At 61.8% G+C, this 16,259-nt stretch carries 19 protein-coding genes and 1 other RNA gene; 13 read left to right on the top strand and 7 right to left on the bottom strand.

The genetic code is table 11. From position 1 onward, the window contains the following. Positions 1-13: 13 nt before the first annotated feature. Positions 14-445: a Holliday junction resolvase RuvX gene (ruvX, locus tag WMO44_RS06250; protein WP_015536729.1), complete on the top strand. Its 432-nt coding sequence runs from the start codon at positions 14-16 to the stop codon at positions 443-445. Positions 446-494: 49 nt separating this feature from the next. Here the strand turns inward: ruvX and WMO44_RS06245 are convergent, their stop codons facing one another. Then, the gene (locus tag WMO44_RS06245) at positions 495-1,217 is read right to left on the bottom strand and encodes a peptidylprolyl isomerase (protein ID WP_349152093.1); all 723 of its coding nucleotides are present in this window, start codon (positions 1,215-1,217) and stop codon (positions 495-497) included. Between the two features lie 248 nt (positions 1,218-1,465). On the opposite strand from WMO44_RS06245, the gene WMO44_RS06240 reads away from it, so the two are divergent. The 3 genes from WMO44_RS06240 to WMO44_RS06230 all read left to right on the top strand — a co-directional run bounded on the left by WMO44_RS06240 (position 1,466) and on the right by WMO44_RS06230 (position 2,750). After that, complete coding sequence (locus WMO44_RS06240; protein ID WP_055185856.1) at positions 1,466-1,783, top strand: DUF1292 domain-containing protein; 318 nt, start codon at positions 1,466-1,468, stop codon at positions 1,781-1,783. 25 nt (positions 1,784-1,808) lie between these two features. Beyond that, positions 1,809-2,013, top strand: a non-coding RNA gene (ssrS, locus tag WMO44_RS06235) — 6S RNA. A gap of 92 nt (positions 2,014-2,105) precedes the next feature. Then, positions 2,106-2,750, top strand: coding sequence for an AhpC/TSA family protein (locus WMO44_RS06230; protein ID WP_349152092.1), 645 nt, complete (start codon positions 2,106-2,108; stop codon positions 2,748-2,750). A 127-nt stretch (positions 2,751-2,877) separates the two neighbouring features. Here WMO44_RS06230 and WMO44_RS06225 read toward each other — a convergent pair whose 3' ends face one another. The 4 genes from WMO44_RS06225 to WMO44_RS06210 are packed head-to-tail and all read right to left on the bottom strand — an operon-like array spanning position 2,878 to position 5,704. Beyond that, positions 2,878-3,084: a DUF378 domain-containing protein gene (locus WMO44_RS06225; RefSeq protein WP_055185854.1), complete on the bottom strand. Its 207-nt coding sequence runs from the start codon at positions 3,082-3,084 to the stop codon at positions 2,878-2,880. Between the two features lie 59 nt (positions 3,085-3,143). Next, positions 3,144-4,028 carry a 4-(cytidine 5'-diphospho)-2-C-methyl-D-erythritol kinase gene (ispE, locus tag WMO44_RS06220; protein WP_113621398.1) on the bottom strand — a complete coding sequence of 295 codons (885 nt, stop codon included), beginning with the start codon at positions 4,026-4,028 and terminating at the stop codon, positions 3,144-3,146. 12 nt (positions 4,029-4,040) lie between these two features. Next, positions 4,041-5,225 carry a pyridoxal phosphate-dependent aminotransferase gene (locus WMO44_RS06215; protein WP_097778699.1) on the bottom strand — a complete coding sequence of 395 codons (1,185 nt, stop codon included), beginning with the start codon at positions 5,223-5,225 and terminating at the stop codon, positions 4,041-4,043. Further along, positions 5,225-5,704 (bottom strand): Lrp/AsnC family transcriptional regulator, encoded by a 480-nt coding sequence (locus WMO44_RS06210; RefSeq protein WP_015536725.1) that lies wholly within the window; start codon positions 5,702-5,704, stop codon positions 5,225-5,227. Before WMO44_RS06210 ends, WMO44_RS06215 begins: the two co-directional genes overlap by 1 nt. A gap of 238 nt (positions 5,705-5,942) precedes the next feature. Between WMO44_RS06210 and WMO44_RS06205 the strand changes: the two genes are divergently transcribed. From WMO44_RS06205 to WMO44_RS06165, 9 genes are all read left to right on the top strand, one after another. Next, entirely contained in the window at positions 5,943-6,212 is a 270-nt protein-coding gene (locus WMO44_RS06205) for an ACT domain-containing protein (protein WP_005928182.1), read from the top strand. Positions 6,213-6,242: 30 nt separating this feature from the next. Next, complete coding sequence (locus WMO44_RS06200; protein ID WP_044960914.1) at positions 6,243-7,604, top strand: PFL family protein; 1,362 nt, start codon at positions 6,243-6,245, stop codon at positions 7,602-7,604. Positions 7,605-7,675: 71 nt separating this feature from the next. Then, entirely contained in the window at positions 7,676-8,311 is a 636-nt protein-coding gene (locus WMO44_RS06195) for a stage II sporulation protein R (protein WP_349152091.1), read from the top strand. 49 nt (positions 8,312-8,360) lie between these two features. Then, positions 8,361-8,831: a peptidoglycan-binding domain-containing protein gene (locus WMO44_RS06190; protein ID WP_349152090.1), complete on the top strand. Its 471-nt coding sequence runs from the start codon at positions 8,361-8,363 to the stop codon at positions 8,829-8,831. 242 nt (positions 8,832-9,073) lie between these two features. Beyond that, on the top strand, positions 9,074-10,216 hold the full coding sequence (locus WMO44_RS06185) for an exonuclease SbcCD subunit D (protein ID WP_349152089.1): 1,143 nt from the start codon (positions 9,074-9,076) through the stop codon (positions 10,214-10,216). After that, a complete protein-coding gene (locus WMO44_RS06180) occupies positions 10,213-13,017 on the top strand; it encodes an AAA family ATPase (RefSeq protein ID WP_349152088.1) in 2,805 nt (934 codons plus the stop codon). Before WMO44_RS06185 ends, WMO44_RS06180 begins: the two co-directional genes overlap by 4 nt. Before the next feature lie 42 nt (positions 13,018-13,059). Continuing rightward, the gene (locus WMO44_RS06175) at positions 13,060-13,461 is read left to right on the top strand and encodes a hypothetical protein (RefSeq protein ID WP_349152087.1); all 402 of its coding nucleotides are present in this window, start codon (positions 13,060-13,062) and stop codon (positions 13,459-13,461) included. A gap of 101 nt (positions 13,462-13,562) precedes the next feature. Further along, positions 13,563-13,784: a YdbC family protein gene (locus tag WMO44_RS06170; RefSeq protein WP_015536721.1), complete on the top strand. Its 222-nt coding sequence runs from the start codon at positions 13,563-13,565 to the stop codon at positions 13,782-13,784. Continuing rightward, complete coding sequence (locus WMO44_RS06165) at positions 13,781-14,368, top strand: hydrolase (protein WP_223452008.1); 588 nt, start codon at positions 13,781-13,783, stop codon at positions 14,366-14,368. The genes WMO44_RS06170 and WMO44_RS06165 overlap by 4 nt, the downstream gene beginning before the upstream one ends. Before the next feature lie 61 nt (positions 14,369-14,429). On the opposite strand, the gene WMO44_RS06160 is transcribed toward WMO44_RS06165, so the two are convergent. Together WMO44_RS06160 and WMO44_RS06155 are read right to left on the bottom strand one after the other, a co-directional pair. After that, complete coding sequence (locus WMO44_RS06160) at positions 14,430-14,849, bottom strand: DUF3842 family protein (RefSeq protein ID WP_349152086.1); 420 nt, start codon at positions 14,847-14,849, stop codon at positions 14,430-14,432. 8 nt (positions 14,850-14,857) lie between these two features. Beyond that, positions 14,858-16,246 carry a Sapep family Mn(2+)-dependent dipeptidase gene (locus tag WMO44_RS06155; protein ID WP_349152085.1) on the bottom strand — a complete coding sequence of 463 codons (1,389 nt, stop codon included), beginning with the start codon at positions 16,244-16,246 and terminating at the stop codon, positions 14,858-14,860. Between the last annotated feature and the right edge of the window lie 13 nt (positions 16,247-16,259).

The following is a 16,259-nucleotide window of genomic DNA, read 5'->3' as shown; positions in this document are numbered from 1 at the left end:
AAAGGGATTTTGTATGAAGATTTTAGCCGTTGACTACGGGGACAGCCGCACCGGCCTTGCCACCTGCGACCGCACCGAATTTCTGACCACCGCCATCACGCCCCAGATCACCTTAAAGGCACGCAACAAGGTAGCCGCCCGGGTATGCGAGGTGGCGAAGGAGATCGAAGCCGAGATGATTTTGATTGGCCTGCCGCTGAATATGGACGGCACCGAGGGTGAGCGCGCCGCCAAGAGCCGCAAGCTGGCAAAGACCGTGGAGCTTTGGAGCGGCCTGCCGGTGCGGATGTGGGACGAGCGTCAGACCACCTGTGCCGCCGCCGACCTTCTGGACGAAAGCGGCACCTACGGCAGCCGCCGCAAGGAGATTCTGGATTCGGTCAGTGCCACAGTGATTCTGGAGGACTACCTTGCATGGCGCAAGGAGCACCCCGGGGAGATATAAAAAATGATGCCTGTGCTCACGCACAGGCATCATTTTTTGACTTTACTATTTATCCCTGATAGGTTTCGATGCTCACGCTGTTGATGGTGATCTCGGTGGTGGGCTTCTGGTTTTCGTCCACGGCGGTCTGGGCGATGGTGTCCACGATGTCCATGCCCTCGTACACCTGCCCGAACACGGTATCGGTGTAGTCCAGATAGGGCGCGCCGCCCGCCGTCTGGTAAGCGGATACCACCTCGGCGCGGTAACCAGCGGCGTTCATCTGGTCCACCAGCTCCTGCGTTACCGACTGGTCTCCCGGCAGCGATTCCACCACATAGAACACGCTGGCGCACGCGCCGGAAGCATCCACGCCCATGCACAGCGCCCCGGCGTAGTGGTGCAGGCTGTCCGATGTCTCCACCGGGTAGCGGCTGCCCTTCCAGATGGTAGAGCCCTTGCCGTCTGCGCCCTGCCCGGCTTCCACCACGAACTGATTCTCCACCCGGCTTACGGTAAGGCCGTTGTAGTAGCCCTGCTGCACAAGGCCGATAAAGTTATCGCAGGCCTGCGGGGCCTTTTCCGGGAAGAGCACCGCCCGGAAAACGCCCGCAGAGGTATCGAACACCGCAACCGTGTCCCCCGCTGCCGGGTGGGTGAATTGCAGCTCTGCCGATTCCACCGCCGGGCGGCTGATGCTCTGGACTTTACTGCCGTTTTCCTGCGGCCGCAGACTGCAGCCGGTAAGCAGCAGCACCGCCGCAAGACAGACTGCCCCTAATTTTTTCAACATACTCCCGCTCCCTGTTCCATATACTGTACTACAACGCTGCACAGCGCAGCGCAAAAGATTCAACCAGTAGTATACCATATTCTGCGCGGCAGTGCGAGAGGAAAATGCGTGAAAATTTATCCAATGATTTCTGTGCGAAAAAGCATCTTGACGAACCGGGCAAAACACGCTACACTATAAGCAGACAAAGCGGGGTACAGCCCGCAGCATCAACTGCTTTTTGTGATGAAGCAATACAGGAGCGTATTATGTCTGACGAGATCAAGAATCCCAATACCGACGAGGAAGAATATCAGCCCGACCTGATGACCCTTGAGGACGAGGACGGCAACGAGGTCACCTTTGAGGTGATCGACGCGCTGGACCACAAGGGTGTGCATTATCTGGCTGTTGTGGAATACGCCGAGAACGAAGAGGACCTGAACGAGGACGCCCAGCTGGTGATCCTGAGTGTCGGGGAAGATGACGAAGGCGAATATCTGGACGTTGTAGAGGACGACGAGGTGCTGATGGAAGTCAGCAAGCTGTTTGAGCAGCGTCTGAGCGAGGACTACGATATCGAGTAAGTCCTTTGACGGATTGACCGTGCAAGACTTCCTGCCCGGCTCGATTTGTTGCGGTTTGTATGATCCTACTAATCATTCAACGGGAGCCCGGAGTTCTCCGGTGGATTGCAGACCTCCCCGCCATGGGTCGACCATGGAGGTTCGATGAGGAAGCGTGATTCCGGAGACAGGGCACCCACCTGTCCGTAAGGGTAGGTTTGATTGGCCGCAGACGACCGGGCGGGATCTTTATAGTAATCCAATCCACCGCTTGTGCCCCTGCAAACACAGGGCACGGCTGTGGATTTTTTTATCACCATTTGAAAGGATGTGCAATTGCGGCATGAGTTCTGAGCATCTGGTTGGTACTTCCATTCCCCGGTTCACCTTTGACACCCCTACCACCCCGGGCAACGATTTTTACGCCCTGTGTGCGGGCACCGAACCCCTGTGCATGATCTTTCTGCCCGGGTTCGACCACCCGGTCACCCGGGAATACCTGACCCGCTACTTAAAAACCCTGCCGCGGCTGCGGGGTGTGCGGCTGGCCTGCGTGGTGCGCTCAGCGCCCCGCGCGGTGGCCGAGGCTACGCAGGGGAAGGAGTTTCCCTTCCCCATCATCTGCGATGCGCCGGGTGTGCTATACAGTTATCTGGGGGTGGAGCAGGCGCGCGGGCTTTTGAGCTGGAGCTTTTCTGCCCAGCGCATCTACAAAAGCGCCCGGGATGCCGGTTATCACTACGACCGCAATGCCCCGCAGATTTTGCCCATGACCCTGATCGTCGGCCACGAGGGCAAGATCCTGTTCACCCATTCCGGCCGCAGCCAGACCGACCTGCCGGAGGACTGCGTTGCCATCCGGGAGCTTGCCCGCGAGGTGATTCATACGAAAGCTGCCGACCAGCGCCGCGCAAGCCACCACTGCTCGGACGAGACACTGACCCTGCCCGACCTCATCGGCTGGGATGATGTGGACAACGACCAGTAATCCACGCAGAAAACGCTTTTTATTATCAGGTCTGGAAAATCCAAGAATCTTCCAGACCTGATTTTTTTACCGGAAGCGCTGCAACGCGCAAACGGCTGCTGCACGCAAAAGTGCAGCAGCCGTTTTGTTATTCTTCCTCCGGTTCCTCGCTGAACAGATTCGGAATGCAGCCAAGAGCAGCCAAGCCCACCAGCGCAAACACGATACGGGACCACACCGAGGTACTGCCGCCCAGCAGCCAGCCCACAAGGTCGAACTGAAAAAGCCCCACGAGCCCCCAGTTCACACCGCCCACGATGAGCAGCAGCAGGCAGATTTTGTAAAAGGTCTGCACAAAAAAGACCTCCTTCCTTTGGGGACAGTATGCCCTGCGGGAAGGAGGTTTATACTTTTTTAGCGGATCACCCGGGCACCGCCGCGGTCGGGCTTGGCAACGTAGACCTGCGGCCACTGCCGCTTTGCTGCCGCTGCAGCGGCTCTGGCGGCAGCTTCGTCCCGGAACACGCCGAACACTGCCGCGCCGCTGCCGGTCATCAGGGCGGTAACAGCGCCGTGCGCCCGGAGCAGGGCTTTGATCGCTTCGTTGTCCTTTGCGCCGCTGCACTCTTCCAGCGCATTCCCGGCGGCAGCACATACGGCGTCCAAGTCTCCGGCGCGGATGGCCTTTTCCTGCGCCTCACAGTCCGGGTGGGTGCTGCTGCCCACGGTATCGTAAGCGGCAAAGGCCTCCGGTGTGGACACGCCGTAGTCCGGCATCACCACCGTGAACCAGCAGTCCGGCACAGGGGGCAGCGCCTTGAGCAGGTCACCCACGCCCTGCACCCGGCAGGTGCCGCCCATCAGGGCAAAGGGCACGTCCGCACCGATGCCTGCGCCCAGCGCGCACAATTCGCTCATGGAAAGCTTTGCGCCGTACAGGGCATTCAGACCCACCAGCACGGCGGCGGCGTCTGCGCTGCCACCCGCCATACCCGCCCGCACCGGGGTATTTTTGTAGATGGTGATATCCACCCCCGCCAGCAGGCCGGTGTAGTGGAAGAACGCCAGCGCCGCCTTGATGGCGGTATTTTTATCGTTGGGCTGCACAAGGCTGCCCGGCAGACGCAGACTGAGCCCGGCGCTGCGGCGCAGCATCACCCGCTCGTACAGGGTGATGGTCTGCATGGTCATGTCCAGCGCATGGTAGCCGTTGGGCAGCAAGCCCACTACATCCAGTGCCAGATTGAGCTTGGCCGGGGCCAGCACGGTCACTGCGTTTTTCCGCTCTCGCCGTTCCATCTGTGTTCCTCCTCAGTTGCCGTGGTAGATGTTGTTTTCCACCAAAAACTCCCGGATGCGCTTCAGTGCCTCGGTCAGGTGCTCCACGCTGTAAGCGTAGGAAACGCGGCAGTACCCCTCGCCGGAAGCGCCAAAGGCATCGCCGGGGATGATGGCAACGTGCTTTTGCTCCAAAAGTTTTGTGCAGAACTCCTGACTGCTCATGCCGGTGCTCTTGATGCAGGGGAAGGCGTAGAACGCACCCCGGGGCTCAAAGCAGGTCAGACCCATATCGTTGAAGCTGCGCACCACCAAACGGCGGCGCATATTGTACTCGTCCCGCATCCGGTCGATCTCGCCGTCACACTCTTTCAGGGCGGTGATGGCGGCGTACTGGCTGGTGGTGGGGGCGCTCATGATGGCGCTCTGGTGGATCTTGGTCATAATTTTAATGACAGCCTCCGGGCCGCAGGCGTAGCCCAGCCGCCAGCCTGTCATGGCGTAGCTCTTGGAAAAGCCGTTCACCACGATGGTGCGCTCTGCCATACCGGGCAGGGTGGCAATGGAAACGTGCGGACGCAGGCCGTAGTTCAGCTCGGCGTAAATTTCATCAGACAGCACCATGATATCGGTGCCGCGCAGCACCTCGGCCACTGCTTCCAGGTCCTCCCGCTCCATCACCGCACCGGTGGGGTTATTGGGGAAGGGCATAATGACCAGCTTGGTCTTGGGGGTGATGGCTGCCTTCAGCGCATCGGCACGCAGACGGAACTCGTCCTCCTGACGGCAGGCAACGTGCACCGGCACGCCGCCGGACAGGGTGGTGATGGGCTCGTAGCACACAAAGCAGGGCTCCGGGATGATCACCTCGTCCCCGGGCTTGACCAGTGTGCGGATGCACATATCAATGGCTTCGCTGCCGCCCACGGTCACAAGGATCTGCCGCATGGGGTCGTAGCGCAGGTTCATGCGCCGCTCCAGATACCGGCTGATCTCGGCGCGCAGCTCTTTTAAGCCGGCGTTGGAGGTATAGCGGGTGCGGCCATGCTCAAGGCTTTCGATACCGGCTTCGCGCACAGCCCACGGGGTCTTAAAGTCCGGCTCGCCTACGCCAAGGCTGATGCACTCGGGCATTTCGGCGGCCAGATCGAAAAATTTGCGGATGCCGGAGGGGCGCATGGCCTTGGCGGCAGGCGCGATCAGTTTATCATAATCCATCACAGCACCGTGCACTCTCTTTCATCAATTTCTTCATCCTGATACAGCCGCCCCTCTTTTTTGTAGGTGCGCAGCACAAAATGGGTGGCGGTGGACAGCACATCGTCCAGCGGCGACAGCCGCTTTGCCACAAACAGGGCGATCTCCTGGAAGGTCTGTCCCTTGATCACCAGCTGCAGGTCGTACCCGCCGCTCATCAGCAGCACGCTCTCCACCTCGTCAAAGGCGGCGATGGTGGCAGCGATCTCATCAAAGCCGCGGCTCTTTTTGGGGCTGACGTTCAGCTCGATGACCGCCTCCACGCGGTTCACCTTGGCCTTTTCCCAGTCCACAAGGGTCTTGTAGCCCTTGATGATGCCCTGCGCCCGGGCAAGATCCATCATCGCCGCCACCTCGGCGGGGGATTTGTTCAGCATGGTGGCAATGTCCTCCACGGGCAGACGGGCGTTGTTTTCCAGAATCTTCAAAAGCTGTTCCATTGTCATATACTCCTTATCAACCCTCTACACGGAAATCCGCGGGAAATTAAATATAAGTATAGCACAAGCCCCGGCAGATTGCACTTGATTTTTATATAGAATGTCTTTTGCCCCCGTATTCTGCTCTTTTTTACAAAAAGTGTGTTCAAATTTTGCTAAATCTGCTATACTGAAAGGGTAAGCGTGTGCCGGGTCTTTGGCGGCACCAATCACTATAAGGAAAACGAGGGTGGAAACCATGAAAGCTTTCATTACCGTCATTGGACACGATACCGTGGGCGTTGTCGCAAAGGTGGCCGGTCTGTGCACCGAACTGAACATCAACATCGAGGATGTGACCCAGAGCATCCTGCAGGGGATGTTTGCCATGATCATGCTGGTGGATCTTTCCAACTGCAATGTTGACCACGACCAGCTGCACAAGCGCACCGATGCACTTGCCGCCGAGATGGGGATGCAGATCAATGTGACCCGTCAGGAAGTTTTTGACGCCATGCACACCATCTGAGCCGGAAAGGAGCCCGCAACCGCTATGAGTATGTTTAACACCGGGGATATCCTGGAGACCATCGAGATGTTCACGCAGGATAATCTGGACGTGCGCACCGTGACCATGGGCATCAGCCTGCTGGACTGCATCGACCCGGACCCCAAGAAGGCCTGCGAGAACATCTACAACAAGATCACCACCAAGGCTGCGAACCTTGTTTCCACCGTGGAGCACATCAGCGCCGAGTACGGTATTCCCATCATCAACAAGCGCATCAGCGTTACCCCCATTGCCATGCTGCTGGGTGCCTGCCCGGAGGCAGACCCTGTGGACTTTGCAAAGACGCTGGACGCCGCCGGTAAAAAGGTGGGCGTCAACTTTGTGGGCGGCTACAGCGCACTGGTGCACAAGGGCTTTTCTGCTGGTGACCGCCGCCTGATCGAGTCCATCCCCCGCGCACTGGCCGAGACCGACATCGTGTGCAGCTCGGTGAACATCGGTGCCACCAAGGCCGGTCTGAACATGGACGCCATCAAGCTGATGGGTGAAGCCGTGAAGAAGGCCAGCGAGCTGACCGCCGACCGTCAGTGCATCGGCGCTGCCAAGCTGGTGGTGTTCTGCAATGCACCGGAAGATAACCCCTTCATGGCCGGTGCTTTCCACGGCCCCGGCGAGCCGGACTGCGAGATCCATGTAGGTGTTTCCGGCCCGGGCGCTGTGCGCGCCGCGCTGGCACGCCTGCCCAAGGATGCCCCCATCGACGAGGTGGCAGAGCTTGTAAAACGCACCGCCTTCAAGATCACCCGCGTGGGCCAGCTGGTGGCAAACCTTGCCTCCAAGGCACTGGGCGTGCCCGCCGGTATCATCGACCTTTCTCTGGCTCCCACCCCTGCCATCGGCGACAGCGTGGCCAACATTCTGGAAGAGATGGGTCTGGAGACCTGCGGCTGCTGCGGCACCACTGCTTGCCTTGCCCTGCTGAACGATGCCGTGAAGAAGGGCGGCGTGATGGCCTCCAACCACGTTGGCGGTCTGTCCGGTGCCTTTATCCCGGTCAGCGAGGATGCCGGTATGATCCACGCTGCCGAGATCGGCTGTCTGACCATTGAGAAGCTGGAAGCTATGACCGCTGTCTGCTCTGTGGGCATCGATATGGTCATCATCCCCGGCGACACCACCCCCGCCGTTATCAGCGCTCTGATCGCGGATGAAGCCGCCATTGGCATGGTGAACAGCAAGACCACCGCCGTGCGCGTGATCCCCGCCATCGGCCGCAAGGCCGGTGAGGTGCTGGACTTCGGCGGCCTGCTGGGCTACGGCCCCATCATGCCGGTGAACAGCCACGATCCCTCGGTGTTCATCAACCGCGGCGGCCGCCTGCCCGCACCCATGCAGTCGTTGAAGAACTAAAAAAATCGTATAACCCCGCTGCAACAGACCCATCCTCTGGTTATCATTTCCAGAAGAGGGGTCTGTTTTTTATGGTGCGTTTTTTCTTAAAGCCGCTTTCCGTCCGGCAGATGCGGCTGCTGTGCGCCAGCTTGCTGGCGGGCTTTGCGCTGTGCGGCGCTTTGCAGGGGCTGTGCTGGGGGCGCACCCAGCTGGATGCCGGGGCAGCGCTGTGCGCCGACACCCTGCGGCTGCACATCCGGGCGGCCAGCGATGCCGTGGCTGACCAGAGCGCCAAGCTCCGGGTGCGGGATGCAGTGCTGGCCGTGATGCAGCAATGCCCGGCGCAAAGCGCACCGGAGGCGCGGGCATGGGCGGCGGGGCGGCTTTTGCAGTTTCAGCTGGCAGCGCAGCGGGCGCTGACCGCACAAGGCATCCGTGCCCCGGTGCGGGTGTATCTCGTGAATATGTACTTTCCCGCCCGGCGCTACCCCACCGGTCAGCTGCCCGCCGGGCGGTACGATGCCGTGCGCATCGACATTGGCAGCGGCGGCGGGCGCAACTGGTGGTGTGTGCTGTACCCGGGACTGTGCAGCTTTGCGCAGGGCGGCTACGCCCTGCCTGCGGAGAACGATCTTGTCTGCGGGCAGTACATCCTGCGCTTCCGGCTGGTGGACTGGGCGCACCGGCTGACCGCCCGGCGGCAGACGGTGCTGCTGGCGGGGTGACGCTGCACTCCGCCGGAGCATAGCATGGAGGGAAAGGAGGGATCCCTCTATGGCGATTCCCGGTTATTATTCCCTGCTCCAGCGCGGCTCCTCCGGGCCGGACGTGGCACTTGTGCAGACGTGGCTCAACGGCGTACGCGATGCGTGCACATGGTACGATGCGCTGAATCCGGACGGCAAGTTCGGCGCAAGCACCCAGCGTGCCGTACAGGAGTTCCAGCTGAAGAACAAGATGAACATGGACGGCAAGGTGGGGCAGAACACATGGAACGTGCTCTACACCCGCTACACCGCAAAGCACGGGCTGAAGGTGCCATACCCCGGCATCGTGCTGCACACCGGCTCCTCCGGCGGCACAGTACGGCTGGTGCAGCAAAAGCTCAACTCTCTGGGCGAGCGACTGAAGGATGACGGCAAGTATGGTGCAGCCACCGCTGCCGCCGTACAGCGGTTCCAGCGGCGCAACGGTCTGACAGCAGACGGCAGCGTGGGCTACGCCACTTGGGAAAAGATGTTCTGATATACGCAGGCCGTAAAACGATTTGGAATGGCCTCCGCGTGCGCTTTGGCCATATTCAGCGGAAAAATCATTTTAAATTTCGGGACACCGGAGCGTCTGCGGACGCTCCGGTGTCCCATTTTCACAGAAGGGGTCGCAACAGCAAACAGCAGTTGTCCGTTTTTCTGTTCTCCTTGGTTGCGCGTGCAGCGGCGGCTGCGTTATAATAGGACAAAGCATTTTTTGAAAGGCGGTGTTCCTGTTTGCGTTTTCTGCATTTGTCCGACCTGCATCTGGGCAAGCGGGTGTGCGAGTTTTCCATGCTGGAGGACCAGCGGTATATTCTGGAAGAAATTCTGACCCTGCTGGATGAGACCCCTGTGGACGGCGTGCTGCTGGCAGGCGACCTTTACGACAAGCCCGTTCCCCCTGCCGAAGCGGTGCGGTTGCTGGACTGGTTCCTTACCCAACTGGCGGCGCGGAAGCTGCCGGTGTTCGCCATCAGCGGCAACCACGATTCCGCTGACCGGGTGGCTTTTGGCTCTGCCCTGCTGGCCGACAGCCGGGTCTACGTCAGCCCGGTGTTCACCGGTGCGCCGCAGCCCATCCCCTTGCAGGATGCCCACGGCACGGTGGATGTGTACTTACTGCCCTTTTTGAAGCCCGCTATGGTGCGGCACGTCTGGCCGGACGAGCCTATTGAGAGCTACAACGACGCCCTTGCCTGCGTGCTGCGGCACTGCACCCCGGACCCCGGCCACCGCAGCGTACTGGTGGCGCATCAGTTTGTGGCGGGTGCTGCCGCCTGCGAGAGCGAGGAGCCCTCGGTGGGCGGGGTGGACAGCGTGGACGCCGCCCTGTTCGATGCCTTTGACTATGTGGCGCTGGGGCATCTGCACAGCCCGCAGAAGGTGGGGCGGGAGACCCTGCGCTACTGCGGCACACCGCTGAAATATTCCTTCTCGGAGGCGGGGCAGCGCAAAAGCGCTACCTTTGTGGAGCTGGGCGCAAAGGGCGAGGTACACATCACCACCGCGCCCCTGACCCCCCGGCACGAGCTGCGCGGGCTGCGGGGCAGCTACATGGAACTGACCGACCGCCGCTGCTACGAGGGCACCGCCGTGGACGACTACCTGTACATCACCCTGACCGACGAGCAGGATGTACCGGATGCGCTGGCGCGGCTGCGGGTCATCTACCCCAACCTGATGCAGCTGGACTACGACAACCAGCGCACCCGCCAGCAGCAGGAGATCAGCGCCCCGGAGCGCACCGAGAGCATCTCCCCGCTGGAACATCTGGCTGCCTTTTACCAACTGCAAAATAACCAGCCCCTGACCGCCGAGCAGACGGCATTCTGCCAGGAACTGATCGAGGAGATCTGGAAGGAGGGCGACACTGTATGAGACCGCTGCGACTGACCCTTTCGGCCTTTGGCCCCTATGCCGCCGAGACTACGCTCGACCTTGAAAAGCTGGGCAAAGGCGGGCTATACCTCATTACCGGCGACACCGGTGCGGGCAAGACTACCCTTTTTGACGCCATCACCTATGCGCTGTACGATCATTCCAGCAGCGGCATCCGGGAGGGCTCCATGCTGCGCTGCAAGTACGCAGACGACAAGACCCCCACCTATGTGGAGCTGGAATTTGAGGTGCACGGCGTGCGCTACACGGTGCGCCGCAACCCGGAATATCAGCGTCCCAAAACCCGGGGCGAGGGCATGACCACCGAAAAGGCAGATGCCACCCTGACCTACCCGGACACCCGCCTGCCGGTGACCAAAGCCAAGGACGTGACCGCCGCCGTGCAGGAGATCATCGGGCTGGACTACAACCAGTTTTCTCAGATCGTGCTCATCGCGCAGGGACAGTTCACAAAGCTGCTCAATGCCTCCACCGAGGAGCGCAGCCGCATCTTCCGCAAGCTGTTCCGCACCCAGCGCTATGCTCAGTTACAGGAGCGCTTACAGGCCGAAGCCGCCGCGCTGAACCAGCAGCGCACCGCCCAGAACGCCAAACTGGACAGCCTGCTGGGCGGGCTGCAATTCAGCCCGGAGGACCCAGACGCCGAGGCGCTGCGCGCCCTGTGCGCCCAGACCGTGCCGGAAACGGCGCTTGCTTTACTGGACGCCCTGACCGCACGGCAGGCTGCGGCGCTGGAAGAAATCGGCAACGCCCTGCATACCACCGAAGCGCAGCTGGACAAAGTACAGCAGCAGCTGGGTGCCGCCGCACAGGCGCAGCGGCTGGCGCAGCAGCTGGCTGCCCGTCAGGCAGAGCTTGCCGCCGCAAAGCCCGCACTGGATGCTGCCCGCGCCGAGGCCAACCGCCACGCCGGGGACGCTGCGCAGCTGGATGCCCTGACCGCGCAGGTGACGCAGGCGCAGAGCGCCCTTGCGGCCTATGACGCGCTGGACGCGCTCTGCCGTCAGCAGACCGAAGCGCGGGCCGCCGCCCGGCTGGCAACAGCACAGGCGCACAAGCGGCGCACCCAGCTGGACAGCCTGAACGCAGCCCTTGCCGCCGCTGAGACCGAACTTGTCGCACTGGCAGACGCGGACACCCGGCTTTTGGCGCTGCAAAACCGCAGCGCCCAGTTGACACAGCGCGGCGAAGCGCTGGCAAAGCTGGAACAGCGCCTTACGGAATGCCAGCATCAAGCCAAACGCGCCCACAAGGCGCAAGAAAGCTACCGCGCCGCTGCCACTGCACAGGACGAAGCCCGCGCCCGGCAGAATACGCTGGAACGAGCATTCCTGGATGCACAGGCCGGGCTGCTGGCCGAGAACCTTGTCGAGGGCGCACCCTGCCCGGTGTGCGGCAGTACCCATCACCCCGCCCGCGCCCTGTTGCCCCATACTGCGCCCACGCAGGCACAGGTGGAAGCTGCACGGCAGACCGCTGCCGCCGCTGACCGACAGGCGCAGAACGCCAGCGCTGCCGCTCAGAGCGCCCTTGCCGCTGCCAACGAGGCGAAAACTTCTCTCCGGCGGGACGCCGAGACCCTGCTGCCGGAGCGCTTTACCGCCCCCGAGGGTACGGTGCCCCTCACCTTTGCCCTGATGACCAACGTTCTGGCCGAGGAGACTGCTGCTTTGCAGACGGAACAGGCAGACTGTACCACCCAGTGCCGACAGGCAGATGCCGACTGCCGCCGCAAGGCACAGCTGGAGGCCGACCGGCAGGCAAAGACCCGCCAGCGCCCGGCACTGGAACAGTCCGCCGCCGAAGCAGACCGCAGCGCCGCCGCCCAGAATGCAAGTGCAGACGCGCTGGAGAGTCAAATCGCAGAGCGGCGCGCCGCCCTGCCCTACCCCCGGCGCGCGGACGCACAGGCGGCGCTGGACAAGCTGGAAGCCGACCGCCGCGCCCTGCGCACCGGTATGGACACGGCGCAACGCAAGCTGAAACAGGCCGAGCAGGCTGTTGCCGCCGCTGAAGCCGCCGTGGAGGCGCTGACCGCACAGCAGACCGCCGCCCAAAAGGAACTGCCCGCCCGCAGCGCCGAGGAGCTTACCGCACAGCAGACCGAACTGACCGCCGCGCGGGAGGCTTTGCGCAGCCGGGAAAAGCAGCTTTCGGCACAATTGCTGCCCAACCGCAAAACGGCGGCGCAGTACCGCGCTGCCGCCGAAGCGCGGCAGACGCTGGAAAGCCGGTGGCAGTGGGTCAGCGCGCTGGCTGCCACAGCGGGCGGCACTTTGACCAGCAAGCAAAAGATCAAACTGGAAGCCTACATCCAGATGAACTATCTGGACCGCATTTTGCGCTACGCCAACACCCGCCTGATGCAGATGACCGCCGGGCAGTACGAGCTGGAACGCATCGGCGCAGAGAACCAGCGCAGCCAGTCCGGGCTGGACCTTGGCGTCATCGATCACTACAACGGCACCCGCCGCAGCGTAAAGACCCTTTCCGGCGGCGAAAGCTTCAAGGCTTCGCTGGCACTGGCGCTTGGCCTTTCGGACGAGGTGCAGAGCAGCGCCGGCGGCATCCGGCTGGACACCCTATTCCTCGACGAGGGCTTCGGCTCGCTGGACGAGGAATCGCTGGAGCTGGCCATCCGGGTGCTCTCCGGCCTGACCGAGGGCGACCGGCTGGTGGGCATCATCTCCCATGTGGGGGCGCTCAAGGACCGCATCGACCGGCAGGTGGTGGTGCACAAGGCCCGTACCGGCGGCTCCACCGTAGAGCTGCGGGTGTAAAACGCCGCCGACGGGGCACACTAGGGGCGGAGGTGAATTTTGATGAATTCTCTGGAACCCTTCATCCGCCACGAACTGGAAAACCAGTCCGGCACCGCTGCCGCCCCACAGGCAAACAGCACCCGCATCGCCCCGCCGCTGGGCAGTATGCCCCTGCAGCCCCCTGCTGCGCCGGACACACCCGGCACCCAGCTGCCCCCGCCGGAGGAGCCGCAGCCGGAAAAGCCCGGCGTCCCCATGACCGACGGCACCCCCATGGCCTGCCGCCAGAAGAACGCCGCCGCCTTTTTGGCTGGGGACGTGCAGACCAGCGTAATGGCACACTACGCACCGGAACTGTTCAGCACAAAGCAGAAGCTGCACAGCCGCCATCCTGCCCCGGACGAGGACACGACCGCCGTTTTGGAGCTGGTGGAATGGCGCGAGGACGCCCCTTACGGCTGAGTGTAACAAAAATTTTTTAAAATATTTCAGTTTACCTGTTGAAATCTCGCCGCACTTCCCTTATTATGGTAGCATACAAACATAAAGGCAGGTTTTGCAATATGGCAGAGATCAAATACGAAGTTGTCCAGCGTGTGGCCGTGCTGAGCCAGCGTCCCCGCGGCTGGGAGCGCCAGCTGAACCTTATCAGCTGGAACGACGGCGAGCCCAAGTACGACATCCGCGACTGGTCCCCGGACGGCACCCGCATGGGCAAGGGTATCTCCCTGAGCCACGACGAGCTGGCCATCCTCAAGGGCATTCTGGAGGACATGGAGCTGTGAGCGGGGGCGACCGTGCAGAGTTTCTGGACGTGTGGCAGCAGCACGTCACCCGCCCGGGCAGCGAAAAGCTGTTGGACTGGCTGGACAAAAAGACGGATTTTTTCACCGCACCGGCTTCTACTCGCTTTCACGGAGCCTGTGAGGGCGGGCTGTGTATGCACAGCCTGAACGTCTACCACGCGCTGCACGACAGCTTTTTCACCGAGGGCGAAAGCGAGGAGAGCTACGCCATCTGTGCCCTGCTGCACGATCTGTGCAAGGCCAACTACTACAAGCTGGGCACCCGCAACGTGAAGAACGAAGCCACCGGACAGTGGGAAAAAGCGCCCTTTTACAGTGTAGAGGATCTGTTTCCCTACGGTCACGGCGAAAAGAGCGTGTTTCTCATCGAGCGGTTCATGAAGCTGAAGGTGGAGGAAGCGGTTGCCATCCGCTGGCACATGGGCGGCTTTGACGATGCTGCCCGGGGCGGCTGTTTTGCCATCTCGGAAGCCTACGACAAGTACCCGCTGGCGGTCAAGCTGCACATCGCAGACCTGCAGGCTACCTACCTGATGGAGCACCGCACCAGCAATATGCGCTGAATAAACAAAACAGGCGGCTGTACAACATTTTGTACAGCCGCCTGTTTGTTTGTAGAAATTTTCAGCAGCCTTCCCCGGTGCAGAGGGCTTTCACCTTCTGCACGGCGGCAGCTACAAGGCTGCCGATGGGCTGGTCGGGCACGCCGACGATATAGTTTTCACAGTGGTTCACCGGGATCAGCACCCGGGTGGCGCTGCTCTGGCACACCGCCGTGGCCATGGCGGGGGTGATCTCTCCCAGCAGCGCATCTGCAATGACGATACCGATGGGCCCCACGATGATATCCGCATTGCGGCAGTTCACCACCACGGCGTTCTCACCGGTGGCGGCGCGCTGCGCCCCGGCCTTGTGCATGGCCTGCGCAGCCACACTGTTGGTGCCCACGGCCACCAGCCGGATGTCCGGGCACTGGGCGCTGAGAGCCGCCACCAGCTGGCGGCCCAGTCCCCCGCCCTGCCCGTCAATGACAAGCACGTTCATGCTGTACCTCAGAAGTCGACCTCTTCCAGACGCAGCAGCGCCAGAATGTAGATCTTGACGGCCTCCAGCAGCTTGTCGATGGGGGCAGCCTCGTTGGCACCGTGCATCGGGCCGCCGAACTCCGGCAGCTTCACATCCTCATGCTCCGGGCCGAAGCTGACGGCATAGGGGAAGTGGCGGGCATAGGTGCCGCCGCCCATGGTGAAGGGGGTGGCATTCTCGCCGGTCACCTCGTTGTAGGTGTCGATGCAGGCGCGGATGGCGGGGCTGTCGGCCTCGATGTAGAAAGGCTCGGCTGCGTCCACATCCTCCAGCTTTGCGCCATCACCCAGCGCAGCGGTGATCTGTGCGGTCAGCTTTTCGCCGTCGGTGCAGGTGGGGAAGCGGCTGTCGATGGTCTGCACCAGCTTGCCGTCCTCCATATAGATGCGGCCGCCGATGATGGTCAGCGGGCCAAAGGGGCCATCGGCGCAGTCGATGCCAAGGCCGGTGCCTGCGGTGGAGCTGTGCAGTTTGCGCAGTGCCTCCAGATAAGCGCGCTCGACATCGTTGCACAGGCCGTTGTCCAGCAGATACTCCACCACCAGACCAATGGCATTCACCGTGCCCTCCGGCATAGCGGCGTGGCCGGATTTGCCCCAGCCGCGCACCCGCACGCCATCCCCTTCCGGTTCCAGCGTGATGTTGGGGGCGTTCTTCAGCTTGCGGATATCGGTCTTGACCAGTGCGCTGGCGCGGTCCGGCACCGCGTTGTTGGCAACACCGCCCTCAAACTCTGCAATGACGCCGTTGCACACCGGGCTGACGATCTTGCCGCCGAAGTGGCCTTTTTCGCCGTTGCACACCGGGAACTCCGCATCCGGGGTAAAGCAGAACACCGGGGCGGGGTAGTTCTCCAGATAGTACTTCACATCGTTCATGTGGGTCTCCTCGTTGTCGCCCACGATGGCACGGATAGGGTAGCGCAGCTGGTAGCCCTGCTCCTTGAGGAACTTCAGCGCGTACAGGGTAACGATCATCGGGCCCTTATCGTCCGAGACGCCGCGGCCCAGCAGCCAGCCGTCCTGAATGCGCATCTTAAAGGGGTCTGCCGTCCAGCCGTTGCCCACGGGCACAACGTCCACATGACAGATGGTGGCCAGATATTTTTCCGGGTCTGCACCGGCCAGCTCGGCATAGCCGATGTAGTTTTCGCAGTTGCGGGTGGCAAAGCCCATGCCTGCTGCCAGCTCCAGCGTCTTGTCCAGCGCGGCCCGAGGGCCTGCGCCGAAGGGTGCGCCCTCCTCCGGGGTGCCCTCCACGCTGTCGATGGCGACCAGCGCTGCAATGTCCTGCAGCAGCTGCTCCTTATTTTCCGCAATATATGCGTCAATTTTCTGATTCAGTGCCTGATCCATGTTCTATAACGTC

It is taken from the genome of Faecalibacterium tardum (assembly GCF_040096515.1).
GTDB lineage: Bacteria > Bacillota > Clostridia > Oscillospirales > Ruminococcaceae > Faecalibacterium > Faecalibacterium tardum.
The sequence above is the reverse complement of the archived record's forward strand: the minus strand, read 5'-3'. Positions and strand labels throughout refer to the sequence as shown.

Coding starts and splice junctions, on each gene's coding strand:
- ruvX (WP_015536729.1), top strand. CDS start 14: ATGAAGATTTTAGCCGTTGACTACGGGGACAGCCGCACCGGCCTTGCC.
- WMO44_RS06245 (WP_349152093.1), bottom strand. CDS start 1,217: ATGTTGAAAAAATTAGGGGCAGTCTGTCTTGCGGCGGTGCTGCTGCTT.
- WMO44_RS06240 (WP_055185856.1), top strand. CDS start 1,466: ATGTCTGACGAGATCAAGAATCCCAATACCGACGAGGAAGAATATCAG.
- WMO44_RS06230 (WP_349152092.1), top strand. CDS start 2,106: ATGAGTTCTGAGCATCTGGTTGGTACTTCCATTCCCCGGTTCACCTTT.
- ispE (WP_113621398.1), bottom strand. CDS start 4,028: ATGGAACGGCGAGAGCGGAAAAACGCAGTGACCGTGCTGGCCCCGGCC.
- WMO44_RS06215 (WP_097778699.1), bottom strand. CDS start 5,225: ATGGATTATGATAAACTGATCGCGCCTGCCGCCAAGGCCATGCGCCCC.
- WMO44_RS06210 (WP_015536725.1), bottom strand. CDS start 5,704: ATGGAACAGCTTTTGAAGATTCTGGAAAACAACGCCCGTCTGCCCGTG.
- WMO44_RS06205 (WP_005928182.1), top strand. CDS start 5,943: ATGAAAGCTTTCATTACCGTCATTGGACACGATACCGTGGGCGTTGTC.
- WMO44_RS06200 (WP_044960914.1), top strand. CDS start 6,243: ATGTTTAACACCGGGGATATCCTGGAGACCATCGAGATGTTCACGCAG.
- WMO44_RS06195 (WP_349152091.1), top strand. CDS start 7,676: ATGGTGCGTTTTTTCTTAAAGCCGCTTTCCGTCCGGCAGATGCGGCTG.
- WMO44_RS06190 (WP_349152090.1), top strand. CDS start 8,361: ATGGCGATTCCCGGTTATTATTCCCTGCTCCAGCGCGGCTCCTCCGGG.
- WMO44_RS06180 (WP_349152088.1), top strand. CDS start 10,213: ATGAGACCGCTGCGACTGACCCTTTCGGCCTTTGGCCCCTATGCCGCC.
- WMO44_RS06175 (WP_349152087.1), top strand. CDS start 13,060: ATGAATTCTCTGGAACCCTTCATCCGCCACGAACTGGAAAACCAGTCC.
- WMO44_RS06170 (WP_015536721.1), top strand. CDS start 13,563: ATGGCAGAGATCAAATACGAAGTTGTCCAGCGTGTGGCCGTGCTGAGC.
- WMO44_RS06160 (WP_349152086.1), bottom strand. CDS start 14,849: ATGAACGTGCTTGTCATTGACGGGCAGGGCGGGGGACTGGGCCGCCAG.
- WMO44_RS06155 (WP_349152085.1), bottom strand. CDS start 16,246: ATGGATCAGGCACTGAATCAGAAAATTGACGCATATATTGCGGAAAAT.